At 50.3% G+C, this 14,010-nt stretch carries 16 protein-coding genes; all 16 read right to left on the minus strand.

All coding sequences use genetic code 11. From position 1 onward, the window contains the following. Window positions 1–192 precede the first annotated feature (192 nt). Window positions 193–1,485: a group II intron reverse transcriptase/maturase gene (ltrA, locus tag K1558_RS08820; protein ID WP_238651115.1), complete on the minus strand. Its 1,293-nt coding sequence runs from the start codon at window positions 1,483–1,485 to the stop codon at window positions 193–195. Between the two features lie 641 nt (window positions 1,486–2,126). Further along, a complete protein-coding gene (locus K1558_RS08825) occupies window positions 2,127–2,324 on the minus strand; it encodes a cold shock domain-containing protein (RefSeq protein WP_019915069.1) in 198 nt (65 codons plus the stop codon). 224 nt (window positions 2,325–2,548) lie between these two features. Continuing rightward, on the minus strand, window positions 2,549–2,884 hold the full coding sequence (locus K1558_RS08830) for a flagellar protein FliT (protein WP_238651116.1): 336 nt from the start codon (window positions 2,882–2,884) through the stop codon (window positions 2,549–2,551). Then, complete coding sequence (gene fliS, locus K1558_RS08835; protein WP_238651117.1) at window positions 2,877–3,269, minus strand: flagellar export chaperone FliS; 393 nt, start codon at window positions 3,267–3,269, stop codon at window positions 2,877–2,879. The genes K1558_RS08830 and fliS overlap by 8 nt, the downstream gene beginning before the upstream one ends. 28 nt (window positions 3,270–3,297) lie before the next feature. Continuing rightward, window positions 3,298–5,178 (minus strand): flagellar filament capping protein FliD, encoded by a 1,881-nt coding sequence (fliD, locus tag K1558_RS08840; RefSeq protein WP_238651118.1) that lies wholly within the window; start codon window positions 5,176–5,178, stop codon window positions 3,298–3,300. Between the two features lie 17 nt (window positions 5,179–5,195). Further along, window positions 5,196–5,588 carry a flagellar protein FlaG gene (locus tag K1558_RS08845; protein ID WP_238651121.1) on the minus strand — a complete coding sequence of 131 codons (393 nt, stop codon included), beginning with the start codon at window positions 5,586–5,588 and terminating at the stop codon, window positions 5,196–5,198. 137 nt (window positions 5,589–5,725) lie between these two features. Continuing rightward, the gene (locus K1558_RS08850) at window positions 5,726–7,504 is read right to left on the minus strand and encodes a flagellin N-terminal helical domain-containing protein (RefSeq protein WP_238651123.1); all 1,779 of its coding nucleotides are present in this window, start codon (window positions 7,502–7,504) and stop codon (window positions 5,726–5,728) included. 245 nt (window positions 7,505–7,749) lie between these two features. After that, the gene (gene csrA, locus K1558_RS08855; protein WP_238651125.1) at window positions 7,750–7,983 is read right to left on the minus strand and encodes a carbon storage regulator CsrA; all 234 of its coding nucleotides are present in this window, start codon (window positions 7,981–7,983) and stop codon (window positions 7,750–7,752) included. Between the two features lies 1 nt (window position 7,984). Beyond that, on the minus strand, window positions 7,985–8,431 hold the full coding sequence (gene fliW / locus K1558_RS08860; protein WP_238651126.1) for a flagellar assembly protein FliW: 447 nt from the start codon (window positions 8,429–8,431) through the stop codon (window positions 7,985–7,987). 77 nt (window positions 8,432–8,508) lie between these two features. Next, complete coding sequence (locus tag K1558_RS08865; protein WP_238651128.1) at window positions 8,509–9,072, minus strand: DUF6470 family protein; 564 nt, start codon at window positions 9,070–9,072, stop codon at window positions 8,509–8,511. Between the two features lie 18 nt (window positions 9,073–9,090). After that, window positions 9,091–10,008 (minus strand): flagellar hook-associated protein FlgL, encoded by a 918-nt coding sequence (flgL, locus tag K1558_RS08870; RefSeq protein WP_238651130.1) that lies wholly within the window; start codon window positions 10,006–10,008, stop codon window positions 9,091–9,093. A gap of 14 nt (window positions 10,009–10,022) precedes the next feature. Beyond that, window positions 10,023–11,618 carry a flagellar hook-associated protein FlgK gene (gene flgK / locus K1558_RS08875; RefSeq protein WP_238651132.1) on the minus strand — a complete coding sequence of 532 codons (1,596 nt, stop codon included), beginning with the start codon at window positions 11,616–11,618 and terminating at the stop codon, window positions 10,023–10,025. 38 nt (window positions 11,619–11,656) lie between these two features. Continuing rightward, window positions 11,657–12,157 carry a flagellar protein FlgN gene (locus K1558_RS08880; protein ID WP_238651135.1) on the minus strand — a complete coding sequence of 167 codons (501 nt, stop codon included), beginning with the start codon at window positions 12,155–12,157 and terminating at the stop codon, window positions 11,657–11,659. A 12-nt stretch (window positions 12,158–12,169) separates the two neighbouring features. Then, window positions 12,170–12,457, minus strand: coding sequence for a flagellar biosynthesis anti-sigma factor FlgM (gene flgM, locus K1558_RS08885; RefSeq protein WP_238651136.1), 288 nt, complete (start codon window positions 12,455–12,457; stop codon window positions 12,170–12,172). A gap of 105 nt (window positions 12,458–12,562) precedes the next feature. Further along, window positions 12,563–12,970 (minus strand): TIGR03826 family flagellar region protein, encoded by a 408-nt coding sequence (locus K1558_RS08890; protein ID WP_238651137.1) that lies wholly within the window; start codon window positions 12,968–12,970, stop codon window positions 12,563–12,565. Window positions 12,971–13,114: 144 nt separating this feature from the next. Next, on the minus strand, window positions 13,115–13,990 hold the full coding sequence (locus K1558_RS08895; protein WP_238651138.1) for a ComF family protein: 876 nt from the start codon (window positions 13,988–13,990) through the stop codon (window positions 13,115–13,117). Between the last annotated feature and the right edge of the window lie 20 nt (window positions 13,991–14,010).

Genomic DNA, 14,010 nt, shown 5'->3' on the forward strand with positions numbered 1-14,010 from the left:
ATTGATTTTACAAAGTGTCTAATCGGGGGTGGATTTAGGCCCATTCTAAGGGGGATTTATCAGCTAAATGTAAAAAAGACGGTTTCAGTCTAGAGTAAAGGGCTGGCTTCAAACCAGCCCCTCCTCATCAAACCGTACGTGAGGTTTTCCCTCATACGGCTTTCCGATGTTTGTCATTCATGGGCATGCAGATTACAATAGCGTTTTTAGTCCACATTTATTGGCCATATACTTGACCTCCGGGAATGAACTCATCCATCTCCTCCGATTTCTCTTCTTTGCATACCACCGGGTAAATCGCTGCAAAATATACCAATCCAGCTTCGCTAACCTCTTTTGGCTGTATTTCGTGTAATAGTAGTTTCTCCATCCTTGAATCTTTGGATTGAGCCATTCCACGTGTTCCTCAAACGATTTCCAGCGCATTCCAGGCGGTGCTAACCGGTCTTTGACCACGCCTCGGATCCGTTCCTCTGCCTTCTTCGTTAGCCACTGCTGGGTGGTATAGTACACCTTCCCTTGAGAAGTTTCTGCTTTCGTTTTTCGGTGGTGCATTCCTAAGAAGTCGAAGCCTTCGTCTCCTGTCCACAGACCTACAATGCGGGTTTTGGTCGGATGTAGCGTGAGTTCTAGACGTTCCATAATGGTGCGGATGAGTTCATACGCATGTTCTGCATCCTTTTTGGTTTTACAGACCACGACGAAGTCGTCTGCATACCTCGTCAGTTCTCCCCATCCACTTCCGTGTTTTTCCCATAACCGGTCAAAGTAGTTCAAATAGTTATTCGCCAGCAGGGGCGAAATGACACCACCTTGGGGTGTCCCTAGATCGGAGCGCCGTACCTTTCCTTCTTCCATCACTCCCGCCCCCAGCCACTTCCGTATGAGTTTCAAGATCCGCCTGTCATTGATACGCATTTGTATTAACTTCATGAGCTTCTCCTGATTGATATGGTCGAAGTAGCCTTGGATATCGACGTCGACTATCCAATTTCCTTTGCGGTTGCAGGCTTTCCGGATTCGTTCCAGTGCTCCTTTTGCACTTCGCTTCGGGCGAAATCCGAAGGAGACTTCTCTAAAATCGGCTTCAAAGATGGGTTCAATCACCAGTTTCGTTGCCATCTGTAGGACTCGGTCTCGTACCGTAGGGATGCCTAGTGGTCTTGGCTTCCCGTCTTTCTTCGGGATATAGTGCCGCCGTACCGGCTGCGGATGGTAGCTGCCTGCTTTCAGTTCTCGCTCACAGCTTTTGAGAAATCTCGTGACTCCTTGTTTCTCGATTTCAGCGAGCGTTACGGCATCCACTCCCGCAGCTCCCTTATTCGCTTTCACCCGTTTCCAGGCTTCGCCTAGCACATCCCACCGGTAGACTTTGTCGTACAAGGCATGGAATTTACGCTTGTTGTTCTCCTTGGCCGCATGACCTAGCTTTTCTTGGAGTTCTTGAACTTTTTCCTTGGGTGTCGTTAGCCGTTTGGCATTCACTCACTCGTACCTCCTCCAAAAGCGTAAACAAAGCAGGGCTCCTTCCCTCCCTAAGGTTATGTTGTCCTTAGGTTCTTCGGTACTATAAGCCCCTCGGACTCCCTTCCCACAGACGGTTCACTTCGTCTTCTGGACTTATAGAGCGTCTCTTTACGGGTTCCTAAAAAAAAAAATAAAATTCTCCCGTGTGGGGGAGGGTCTCCCCAGTTCACTGCATTATCTTTCAGTCCATGCCGTTCCCTATACGCCGGAGGGTTCTTCACTGCTGTTCCAAGTTCTGCACAGTTTCCTTGGCCTTCGTCCATTATATCGGGACTCGGCTCCCTCTGTTCCCCTTCGCAGGGCCTTTTTGACGACGCGGCAGGATTCACTTGATGTTGCGGCCTGGATTGTTGCTCGCCCGATCTCTGACCGGTACTTTTGTCGATGTGCTTTTACACACAGATTTCGCCATGTGCAAGCATCCTAGCTACAAAGGTGGCTTGGTCCCTCCTTTGGTTGGACTTGCACCAACTAGATGATGCGTGCCTCTGGGCACGCCAACGTAAAAAAGACCCCGGGGAATATCCCCAGGGTCTACCGCTAGCGTTGTCTCAATTGCTAACCATCTACCATATATGTAGGTCGGCTTCGCCGGATGATTATAATTTGATGACGTTAGCTGCTTGTGGTCCGCGTGCACCTTCAACGATATCGAACTCTACGGATTGACCTTCATCCAATGTCTTGAAACCGTCAGTTTGAATCGCGGAGAAGTGTACGAATACGTCGCCACCGTCGGCAGTTTCGATGAAACCATAACCTTTTTCTGCGTTAAACCATTTAACTTTACCTTCCATTGACTAAACATTCCCTTCGTCATCAGATGAACGTGAGTCATGCTCACAACTCGACTATACCACCGCTGCTTCTCTATTGTCAATTGGAAAAGTAAATGATTACTTTCAATAATTTACCATGACATATTTGAAGAGAAAAACCCAGCTTTTCGTGATATCGTACAAAAAAGGAGCCGACGCTTGTAAATACCCGCCTGCTCCTCTGCTGAAACACTGTCCAGCTATTATTTTTTGCGGTCCATCAGGAAGCTCTCCGGCGTGTAAGCCGACTCATAAGCACTCCGCTGCATCTTGGCCTGGCTGCGCTTCTGCAGGAAGTCCTGGGCCTCCAGGCGGAGGGCGTTCATGCGGGCCAGAAGTGCAGCATCGTGACCCAGGATTCGCTCAATTTCGCGCATTTGCGCAACCGATGCCGGACAAATTGCGACCTTTTCTGCAATGGAATCGACAAGAATTTGGCGTTCTTCGACGAAGTCCTCCAGCTCCTCATAGACCGCATCCGGCAGCCGGTCCAGCATCTCCTGCGTCAGCTGATCCAGCCCGCGGATAAGCTCATCCATTCGCAATCTCCGTCTGGCTTGCCGCCAGCTTGGACGCCTGCAGCCAGGTCTCGCGCAGCTCGGTAAGGTAACCAACTGCTTCCTCCGCCTTCTCCGCGCTCTTCTGGATGTTGGCCTGAATCAACAGGTAGTTCGTATATTCATAAAGAGAGTAGAGACCCTTGGACACTTCGATCGAGTGGTCCAATGTACTCATTAACTCGCTGATGATCGTCTGAGCCTTGCCAAAATTCAAATTCGACTTCTCCAAATCCTGCTTGTTCAACCCGTCCACCGCAGTCTTCACGAAGCGGATCGCTCCGTCATACAGCATAATCACGAGTTGCGCAGGAGTCGAGGTCTGGACAGAAGACTGGCGGTATTTATCGTAAGGAGATTTAATCAAATTTGTCACCCTCTATTGTGAAATATTCTTAATTGTCGGTGGAGAACAGGCTGTTGGACTGGGATTGCAGTTTATTCATGGCGGTCTCCATGGCGGAGAATTGTTTATAGTAACGGGTCTCCGTATTGTTCAGCATCGTGGTCATGACACTGATTCGTGAGTTGTATAACTTCAATTTCTTACCCATCACGCTTTCTTCCTTGAACGTGCTGGTAAGATCCATTGAGTATCTGTTCGTTCCCGCCCGCTCTGAGATTTTCTCGATGGCTCCTGTAATTTTTTCAGCCATTTTGTCGAAAATACCCTCTTTGGGGGCACTGGCCGGGCCTTGGAATAGATCAAGCGCAAGCTGTGGATTCTCATTGATGGCCTTACTCAGCTTCTCCTCATTAATAACGAGCTTGCCGTTCGACATATAATTTCCGGTTGTAATGCCCAGGGTGCTTAATGGCCCCAACTTGTTACTGATAATGCTGCGCATTTCAGACAAGACGGACTTGATAATATCATCATTCTTGAGCAGCCCGCTCTGCGCCTTCTCAGTCCAGGTTTTGACGTCCGCCTCTTTCATTTCAGCCTTTTGCGCATCAGTCAGCGGTCTGAAATCACGATATTTGGCCTCGTCGATCTTGGAATTCAGAGCCAAGATCAGGTTGTTATAATCTTCTACAAAACTCTTAATGGATTCTACGGCTTTGGCAGAATCGGTCTGTGTCTTGATAATGACTGGTTCGTTAGCTTTGGTAACCTCCAGCAGCGTGAGCTGGATGCCGTTAATGGTGAATGTATTGCTGGTTACATCCTTAATGGGTTCACCATTTATTTCAACTTCGGCATTTACACCATCGAACTTCTTAGTAATCGAGTTATCGTCTGCCGGGTTGGACTTCATTTCGTTGAAGAGCTTCATGAAACCGTAGGAGTTTCCGCTGAGTTTGACAGCCCCTTCAGGATTACCTGGGTTTTCTACTATCCCGGTCAGCTTCAGGACCCCATTCTCAAAGGTGGCAGCTACTTTGGCAGTATTATCCTCATTTATCTTAGTCAAGACATTTGAAATATTATCGGAACCTTTAAAGGTAAACGATTTGCCGTTGATACTGAATGTAATGTCCTGCACTTCATCATCGGTCAGAGCAGAATTATTAAGCTGGTTGGTAAGCTGCGTCAATGTAGTGGAAAGAGTAGCGTCTGTAAGCGGATTGGTCTCTACAACCTTTTTTGTAGTGAATAGCCCCAGCACAGTGTTACTGCTGGCAGGAGAGCCCATCACTACTGCACCATCTTTGCCGCCCGTCTTGGAGGCAATGGTCAGCTTCCCGGTGATCTCATCATAGCTGGCAATCGCATTAGCTTTTGCAGAAGAATTAATCGTTGCGACCAGTGTAGAGATTGAAGTCATACCGTTGAACAGGGATTTCCCATCCTTATCTTTGAACGTCTCGCCGTTGATGCTGATGTCGAAGCCCTTCTTCAGATACTCCTCCATATCCAGACCTCGCATACTTCCAAGGTCAACGCCATCCAGTGCAGCCAGGGAGGTTGTAGCCGGTATGCCTTGTCCTAAGCCGGCTGTCTCATAAGTAGTTCTTGTGGCCAGCTTTGTAACCTTAACGGCCATCTCCTGTCCGGTCGCATTGGCCGTCGCCTCGGCCTTAAGCGCGGTCGTATTGCCGCTAAGCACTGCCTTTTGGGCATTCAAAGCGGAGCTAAGGCCATATTTTAGAGTCAACTTATTAGTACCGAAGTCGTACAGCTTGCTGTTCATCTCCCGGTAGCTCTCACGCGTCCATTGCAGGATCTGCTTGTCCTGGTTCAGCTTATCCAACGGTACCCGCTTGGCCGCCATCATACTCTTCACCATACTATCGATATCCATACCTGAGAATCCATTAATTCGGGTAACCAAAACAGCACCTCCTTAGATTAGATCTTCTCGTCTATAAGCAGACCGGCAAGCTCCATCATATTCGCCACCAGATCCAGCGTCTTCTCCCGCGGAACCTCACGGATCAGCTCTCCGGTGTCTTTGTTAAGCACCTTCACCATAATGTCATGTGTCTTCTCGTGGATGCTGATCTCCAGCGTGGTCTGGGGGCCCTGCAAAGATTTCACTGCCCGTTCGATGGTGCGAATCAGTTGTTCCTGACCTACTGATACACTCGTTCCCTGTCTCTCCTTCAAGGCCATATCCTTCATATCCCGGATTCCTGACGCTTGATCTACAGACGCTACAGACCCTGTACCAGACGGCGTGGCCTCTGGCTTGCCCTGTCCGCCGGTTGTCGTACTAGCCGTAAGCGAAAACTGTACATTCATTAACCCCGACCTCCACCAACGCTCAATTTATACTTTATATATCGGTTAGTTTCAAGGATAATTTAGGATTTTGGCACAGTCTGCAAAAGAAAAAAGGCTCCGGGTCGCCCCGAAGCCTAAGGTAAAGCAGGAATAAATTAACGAAGCAATTGCAGAACACCTTGTGGCTGTTGGTTAGCCTGAGCCAACATAGCCTGTGCAGCCTGTGCAAGGATGTTGTTCTTAGTCTGCTGCATCATTTCTTTCGCCATATCAACGTCACGGATACGGGATTCAGCTGCAGTCAGGTTCTCAGAAGCTGTTCCCAGGTTGTTGATAGTGTGTTCCAGACGGTTCTGAGTCGCACCCAGCTTAGAACGTTCGCTGGATACCGCTGCAGTAGCCTTGTCCAGAATTGCGATTGCTGCTGCTGCGCCTTCTTTAGTAGCAATGTTCAGTGCAGCCTCGCCCTTCACATCGTTAGTTCCGTCGGTTACTGTGTTAGTTGCTGTGAAACCAGCATCGCCAGCTTTACCAGTGATACCCAGAGCTTTGGAACGCATGTCTTTGATTTCAAGGCTCATCGATTGGCCAGTGTTAGCACCGATCTGGAAGGAAGTTTTGAAGGCTTCCTGGACTCCGCCGTCTTTGATTTCGATAGAATCGCCAGCTTTACCAGCAACAGCAGCACTAATAACTAATGTCTGCGCATCTGCACCAGTTGTGCCTTTTTGAGTAACTTCAACACCTTCAACATTCTTAGCCAATTGTGTTGCAATATTCTTAACCAGTTCGTTTACTTTATTAGCAGCAGTATCAGAGGCCAAAGCAGTACTGATATTTACGCCGATACCATCGCCTTTGTAGGCACCATCGTTAGCGTTGTAGAATTCAACTTGCTTACCATTGATGGTAAGTCCAGTTCCAACCAGCTTTTTGATGTTAGCATCAGTATCAGCAACTGCAGTAGCCCCTGTTGCTACCAAAGATGTAAAGTCCATTTCTTTAAAAGATGCTGTTGCTGCAACGTTTTTCCCTACGCTTGTTGCACCAGGAGTATTGGCAGCCGTACCACCAACTGCTGTTCCTGCAGAAATGTTACCAGCAGCGCCCTCAAATTTACCGCCCTTTACAGCTTCGATCACTATGCTGTTACCAGCAGCTACCGTAACTTTATAGTTTCCTTTTAATACATCATTGGCATCAATCATAGCTTGTAATGCATCTTTTACTGCTACGTGTTGGTCAGCAGCAGCAGATGTACCATTAACCCCAATTGTCGCAGAGTTAGCTGTAACAGTGGAAGCTTGCACAGCAGATGTGTTTGTGATTGACGCATCCGTAGCGAAAGTCATAGCTAACGCTTCACCATTAATGGTATAAGTAAGAGTATTTGTATTGCCAAATGGAGTAGCACCAATAACATCTGTTCTCTTAGCTTCAATAGTCGAGGCATCTTGACCACTAGCCAAATTACCCGCGATTCCAGCAAGAGAAGTCCCCTTAAGGTTAGCTTTCCCATCACCCTGCAACAATTTCTGAGTGTTGAACTCAGTAGTGTTACCGATACGGTTGATTTCAGAAGTCAGGGCGTTCATTTCATCTTGCAGCGCTTGACGGTCGGAATCGGTGTTGGTTCCGTTCGCGGATTGGTTCGCGATTTCGCGTTGACGTTGCAGGATGGAGTGAGTTTCGTTCAGTGCGCCTTCAGCTGTCTGAATCAAGGAGATACCGTCTTGAGCGTTGCGGGAAGCCTGATCCAAACCGCGGATTTGACCGCGCATTTTTTCGGAGATTGCCAGACCAGCAGCATCGTCACCAGCACGGTTGATGCGAAGACCGGAAGACAGCTTCTCGATATTTTTGTTAGTGTTTGCAGTGTTGATGGACAGTTGGCGATGAGTGTTCAACGCCGGTACGTTATGATTGATAATCATTGGATATTTCCTCCCTGAAATTGAGTTAGTTCCACATCCTTGTGGTAAGCACTGAACCATTAAGGTCGGCCGCCCTGCCGGCTCAATGCCTAATACATATATCGACGGCCCGGCCCAAACTGTTTAGAGTATTTTTCCGTTTTTCTATATTTTTTTTATGTTCTTGCCCTGAACGCCAAAAACCCGAGCTATATCAAGCAGCTCAGGTTCCAATAATATATCATCTATGTGCTTAAATCTTCTTACTAATTCCCTCCACGCAAACGGTGGATCAGTGCATTCAAGTCGGTCGGCTGAGGCGCTACCGATTCGCGGTTGGATTCCTGGATCGACAGGTAGACCTCTTTGCGGAAAATATCCACATGCTTCGGTGCAGATATCCCCACCTTCACTGTATCTCCCTCCACACTTAGAATCGTGAGTTCGATCTGGTCCTGGATGACGATGGTCTCCCCTTTTTTGCGGGACAATACGAGCATGTTAACCTCCATCCTTTCCGTCAGCCACTAGCTGCTCCTGCAGCAGACTGTGCTTCGTATGATATGAGGTGCGGTGAATAACAATTTGCTTTCCGGTCTGGCCCCCGGGGTTGAAGATCAGGGGCGCCAGCAGATTAATCGTGGACGCCTCCACCTGCTCCTTCAGCGTCACAATGCAGCGGACCAGCACCTCCGATTCGATTCCGAGCTCCTCGGCTTCGTCGTCAGGAAGCTCAAACTCATAAGAAGGATAGAAGGCAAACGGATCAGCCAGCAGGAAGGAATGCCCACGCTCCTTAACCGACTGCAGCACCCAGAATGGAGACTCCTCTAACGCCACCAGGGCAAAATCCGCTTCCTCATCAAACCCGGGAATCCCCTTGGTGAAATGATAAATCTGCTCCTCACTCACTTCCAGTGTCCCCATCGATAACGATTCTATAATCAAGCTGTTCACTCCTAACATTCTGAATAGATAACAGAAAAGCTATCGAGGCGCTCAGAGCACATCCATAGCTTATATCATTACATTTGAACATTCAATTCCGGCGGTATAAATTGAATCGAAGCATATTGCTGCATATAGATATCCAGCTTGCCGCGTGTATATTCTGTCTCCGGGCGGTGCCTCTCGATCTCAACATCCACCGTGGCCGGCCTGAAGTTAATCTCTGGCGGCGTGGCTGTATATTGCAGGTCAACGTTATCATACGACGCAGGACCACAGGGCTCAGGGAAGGAATTCGACTCAGTATCCGTGCCGACAATCTCAGCAATGCTGTTGCCGGGCTTGAAAAACTCCGCCATCCGCGTTCCCTGCTCGACTCTGCGGGCAATGGCCTGAAGGTATAACTGCTGAATGCCGGAGTAGATTCTGCGGTTCATATCTAGCACACTGCCTCCATTATATGCGGCGCGTGCCCTTGTCTGGTCGATCGTAAGCTCGGGAGGCGTGGACTGAACCGTGAGTTCGCCTGGTGTGGTCGTGATCCGTACCTCGGCCTTCGGCTGAGTAATGGAGAATGATCCCATGTCTGCATCTATACCGATCCGTGCAGGGGTCTGCCGGATTTGTAAAATAGGCTGCATCAGCAAGCACTCCCTACGTTACCGGATAAAATCTACTAGTGTTGTAGAGATAATCTTTGCTCCTACCGACAGTGAAGCATTATAGATATTCTCTTGAATCTTCGACTTCATGATCAGCTCTTCATAATCTGCATCCTCTGTCTTGGCCTGAAGATCTGTCAGGTTAATGTTCAGATCGCTTAAGCGGTCCTGCATCAGCTCGACACGGTTCGTCTTGGCCCCGATCTCGGAGCGTGCGGACAGGATGGTCTCGGTGCGGGTATCGATTTTGTCCAGTTGGTTAGAGATGCCAGTGATATCTCCAGCCTTCAGAGCAGTGGAGAGACTATTAATAATAGAGAAAATATTATCCGCCTCGCCAGTAGCACCAAATACTGCATTACCGGTCAGATTGATCGGCATCTGTACCCCTTCACCGACAATATACTGAATTTGTCCCGTGTCTGTCGTAACTGGAGGAGTGGTGTCATAGGTTCCATCGGAACCTTTGGCGAATTCATAAGGCTTGGTCGTATACTGCTCCCCATTGAAAATATACTTCCCGTTCAGCTTGCTGTTCGCTATATCCACAAGCTGTTCCTTGAGCTGCATGACTTCTTCATTGATACTGTCCAATGCAGACTGCGGATTGCTGCCGGTAGAAGCCTGTACCGTCAGGTCACGCAGACGCTGAATTACGTCTCCCGCCTGTCCCAATACTGTATCGTTATAATCCAGCCAGGACAACGCACTATCCACGTTCTTCGTATACTGCTCGTTAGAGGACAGCTCGGCGCGGTAGCGCAGGGAATAGGTGATGCCGACCGGGTCATCGGAGGGCTTGTTGATTTTGCGGCCGCTGGCCAGCTGGAGCTGTGTATCGTTCATGGTGCGCGCATTGCGGTTCAGGTTAAGCAGCAGCTGCGAGCTCATCATATTGGAGGTGACTCTGATCATTGTAATGGTCCTCCTTATCTTCCGACCGTGCCGGTTGAATTAATCAATTTGTCGAGCATTTCATCATAGGTGGTCATGAAGCGGGCTGCTGCGCTGTAGGCGTGCTGGAACACCAGCATATTGGACATCTCCTCGTCCAGCGACACTCCGCTGACCGACTGGCGCCGTGAACTCACCTGGTCCACCAGATAATCGGCATTGCTCGCCTGGCGCGTAGCTTCTTGAGATTGTATCCCCAATTGCCCGACCATGGAGCTAAGATAGGACCCTACGGTTCCTGTCTTGGAGCCGTCCGCTGTGGAGAAGGTATTATTGTCCTTCATATTGCTGAATAAGAGCGCCAATGTGTTATTGCCTTTGATCACCGATACATTGCCTGAACTGTCTGTACCCGTGCGCAAGGATGTTGCGAACAGCGAAGGATCAGCAGCAATCTCAGGGTTCAGCTTGAGCGTGGCGGCAGTGATCGGTTCACCGGCTACGGAGGAGGTGAAGAACGGCCGGCCTGAGCTTCCATTCATGGCATATCCCATCTGATGAAGACCATTCAGACCCATAACACTGGTCTTGAGGTCCCCCGGCAACGGGCTGGGGACTGCACTTCCTGCGGTCAATGTGGTCCGGGTGCCATCTGCATTAATAATCTCTGAATCTCTTAACACGGTGTATCCTTGAGGCAATGTAGAGCCTGCCGGAATGGTCACCTGCACCTCACCGTTAGCTATGGTGTTAGCCATAGTGTCGAGCTGTTTTCTATAATCTGCAACATAAGTATTCTTGGAAAAAAGCATTCCATACGCCTCGCCGGCCTTCAGATCGCCGGAAGCGAAGGCTGTGCTCAGGAACGTGCTATCCACAGCAGCGCTCACGGTTGCCCCCTGAACCAGCGGCTGTGTGCCCAGCGAGATATTGTATCCGGCATCGGTGTCCAGCACCGTGATGTTGGCAATCTTGGACAGCTTGTCCGTCAACAGGTCACGCTGGTCACGCAGATCGTTGGCCTTGTCGCCCATGCCTTCTATTTTGGAGATGGATTGGTTGAGATCGGCGATGGAATTCAGATAGCTCTGAATTTCTCTGCCTTTGACGTCAATGTTGGTGCCGAGGTCGCGGTCCAGATTACTGAGCTGGGTGCTCATGTAGTTCATAGCGTCCGTGAGGGCCTGGGCGGTCTGCACCACAATCTTGCGGGCAGTCGGATCTTCCGGATTCTTGCTGAGGTCCGACCAGGACTTCCAGAAGTTATCCAGAACAGTGCGGATACCGGTATCCGAAGGCTCGTTCACAATTGCCTCCAGCTTATCCAGCGTATCGGACTGGATGCTCCAGTTGCCGCTGGCCGAGTTCTCTCCGCGGTACTGGTCGTCCAGGAACATCTCACGAATCCGTTCGATGGAGGTGAATTCAACCCCGGTTCCCAGCTGTCCCGGCATCGTCGAGTTATTCATACCATAGGCTTCAATCGGAATGGCCGCCTTCATGTTCACACGCTGGCGGGTGTATCCTTCTGTATTGGCATTGGCAATGTTGTGGCCGGTCGTATTGAGCGCAGCGGTCTGGGTGAACAGGCTTCGTCTTGCGGTCTCAATGGAATGGAATGTCGATGTCATGCTACTGGTTCCTCCCTTGTGCTTGCTGCGGTATAGCGTTATCCGCGGGCATCAAAAAGCCCCGGCCGCATCACACTGCTGCCCTTGTCGGACGGATGATGGTATGTCATTTCCTGATTTGGTCTTCCGACAAGCAAATCCAGGGAATAATCTATAAAGGTAAGCGACTGCTCGATCAGCTTCTGGTTCAGCTCATTCGCCTGCTTCAGGCGATGCAATGTGCCGGATAGCTTCTGCTGAATCTGCTGCAGGCGCGATTTGTCATCTGGATCAAATACAAGGCGGGACAGCTCGGTCAGATTCAGGTTCAGGTTGGAACGGATTCCAACCCCCTGCATGAACGCGAAGGCCGCTTCTGCACGCTGCTCTTCGAGCTGTCCGATCACCTTCATCAGCTTGGACTCGCGGTTCAGGATCTCGATCAGACCCTCAACCTTGTTGTCCATAATCGTCTGCTTCTTCACGGCGGCCAGCTCCAGCATCTGCACATGCGCTTCGTCCAGCCGCTCAAGTACTTCCAATAATGTTGTAAGGGTCATGGGTGTGTTCACCTAATTCTCGGAGGATGGCTTAAGGTAGGGGGCGAGTGTCGCTGCGAGCTTGGCTGCGTCAACCTGGTAGGTACCTGCGGATACTTGCTGTTTCAGGCTCTCGATCTTGTTCGCGCGTTCAGCGTCAACATTCCCGCTCTTCTGTGCCTGGAGCAGCTTGATCGCCTCATCCGATATCGATACCTCATCCTTGCGTGTACTTTTCTTCATCTGATCCTGCCTTTGCGATTCCGCACTTCGTTGGTAGGGATTGATCGCATTAATTCGTCCGGTCTCGTTAATTTTCATAACTTCACCTTCCTTCTTGTATAAAAAAGCCGATAATCTTTACTAAGTTTATCGGCCCGTGTTGAAACATAGTTTATAGCTGCAAGCGTTTTTTTGCAGAATTAATCAGTTCCGGAACTTGTCCACGGCGCGGTAGGCGGCCTCCGAGCTCTTGGCGGGAGCGCTCTGCTCGGTACTCTCCTTGGCGGCATTGGCGAGGTCCTTGGTCAGACGGCTGCGGCAGCTGTCGCACATATGTCCGTCCCGGATAAGCGTTCCGCACACCTCGCAAGGGTACATCATATTGGGAGCGTTGGCGATGGAAATCCGGCCCTCCCGGATGAAGCGGGTGATCTCTTTAATCGAAATCTCGGTTGCATCGGACAGTTCCTGTATGTTGGTGCCTCTATTCTTGCGCAGGTATTCTACACATATCTCATAATGATGCTCCAGCTCCTTAATGCAGGGCTGGCACAGGTTCATTAAGTTCTTCACATATAAACGGCCGCATCTTGGACAATTATCTACGTTCATTGTTCTACCGCTGCTCCCTTCCTGTCATTCTGCACAATTCATGATTACTTATGCTTCTAAGATTACATGATCGCCGCTGATCCGTCTATGTTTAGTATCGGTCAGGAAAGCGGTTTTAGTGAGATTTGGGAGGTAGTGTTACCGCTAGGAGCGCGCCCAGGTCAGCGCGTAGATCTCCGCAGTGTAGCCCTGGGAACCGCAGAGCTGCTGCAATGCTTCGGCACAGGCGCGGATGGTACTTCCGGTCGTGTAGATATCATCGATCAGAACGATCTGCAGCGGACGCTGGCCGGGCTGTAAGCTGCTAGCATCTACATGGCTGCGAAGAGTCTGAAGAACCGCTGAGTCCGTATTTCCGGTAAAAGCATGCTTCATGTCGGCCAGCCGCTCGCTTCTGCTCTTGAAGCTCTGCTTCGCAGTGTGGTGGGTACGCACCAGCAGCGGAAGCTGCGGCACTCCTCTGCGCCGGGTCAATGCCCCGGCCAGCTGCTCCGCCTGATTGAAGCCCCGCTCCGCGAGGCGGGCCGCGCTCACCGGCACAGGGACCAGAAGATCGGCTTGCCACTGTGCAGAGAGGCGCTGCTTTCTTTTGAACAGGGAAAATGGTGTGCTTCGCCCTTGATGAGATCGAGTAAGGCTGCGGTGCCGCTCTCTCTGCTCTTGTTGCAGCATGGCGTAAGCTCTGTCCAGCATCAGGCCCAATATAGGCGTAAGCCGTTCATTCCCTCTATATTTATACTGGCCCAGAATTTCGCGCATGGTACTGGTATAGCTGACTGCACTGCGGTTGCACCGGATTGGCACGGGGCTATGGCTGCGGCTGCAATCGGGACAGCCCACAGGGCGACCGCAGGTCTGGCAGCGGGGGGTACGGATCCACGGGATGCTCTGGTAACAGCTGCGGCAGACTCCGGGGAGTTCCGGGGACGGGGCGGCTTTTTTCAGGCAAAACTGACACTCCGGCAGCGATACCGCAACCAGCAGACGGGCTTGCTTCACCCAGGACATCAGGGACTTCATTGGAGTCCTCCTCCTTGACA

The organism is Paenibacillus piscarius, assembly GCF_022234545.1.
GTDB classification, from domain to species: domain Bacteria; phylum Bacillota; class Bacilli; order Paenibacillales; family Paenibacillaceae; genus Paenibacillus_AQ; species Paenibacillus_AQ piscarius.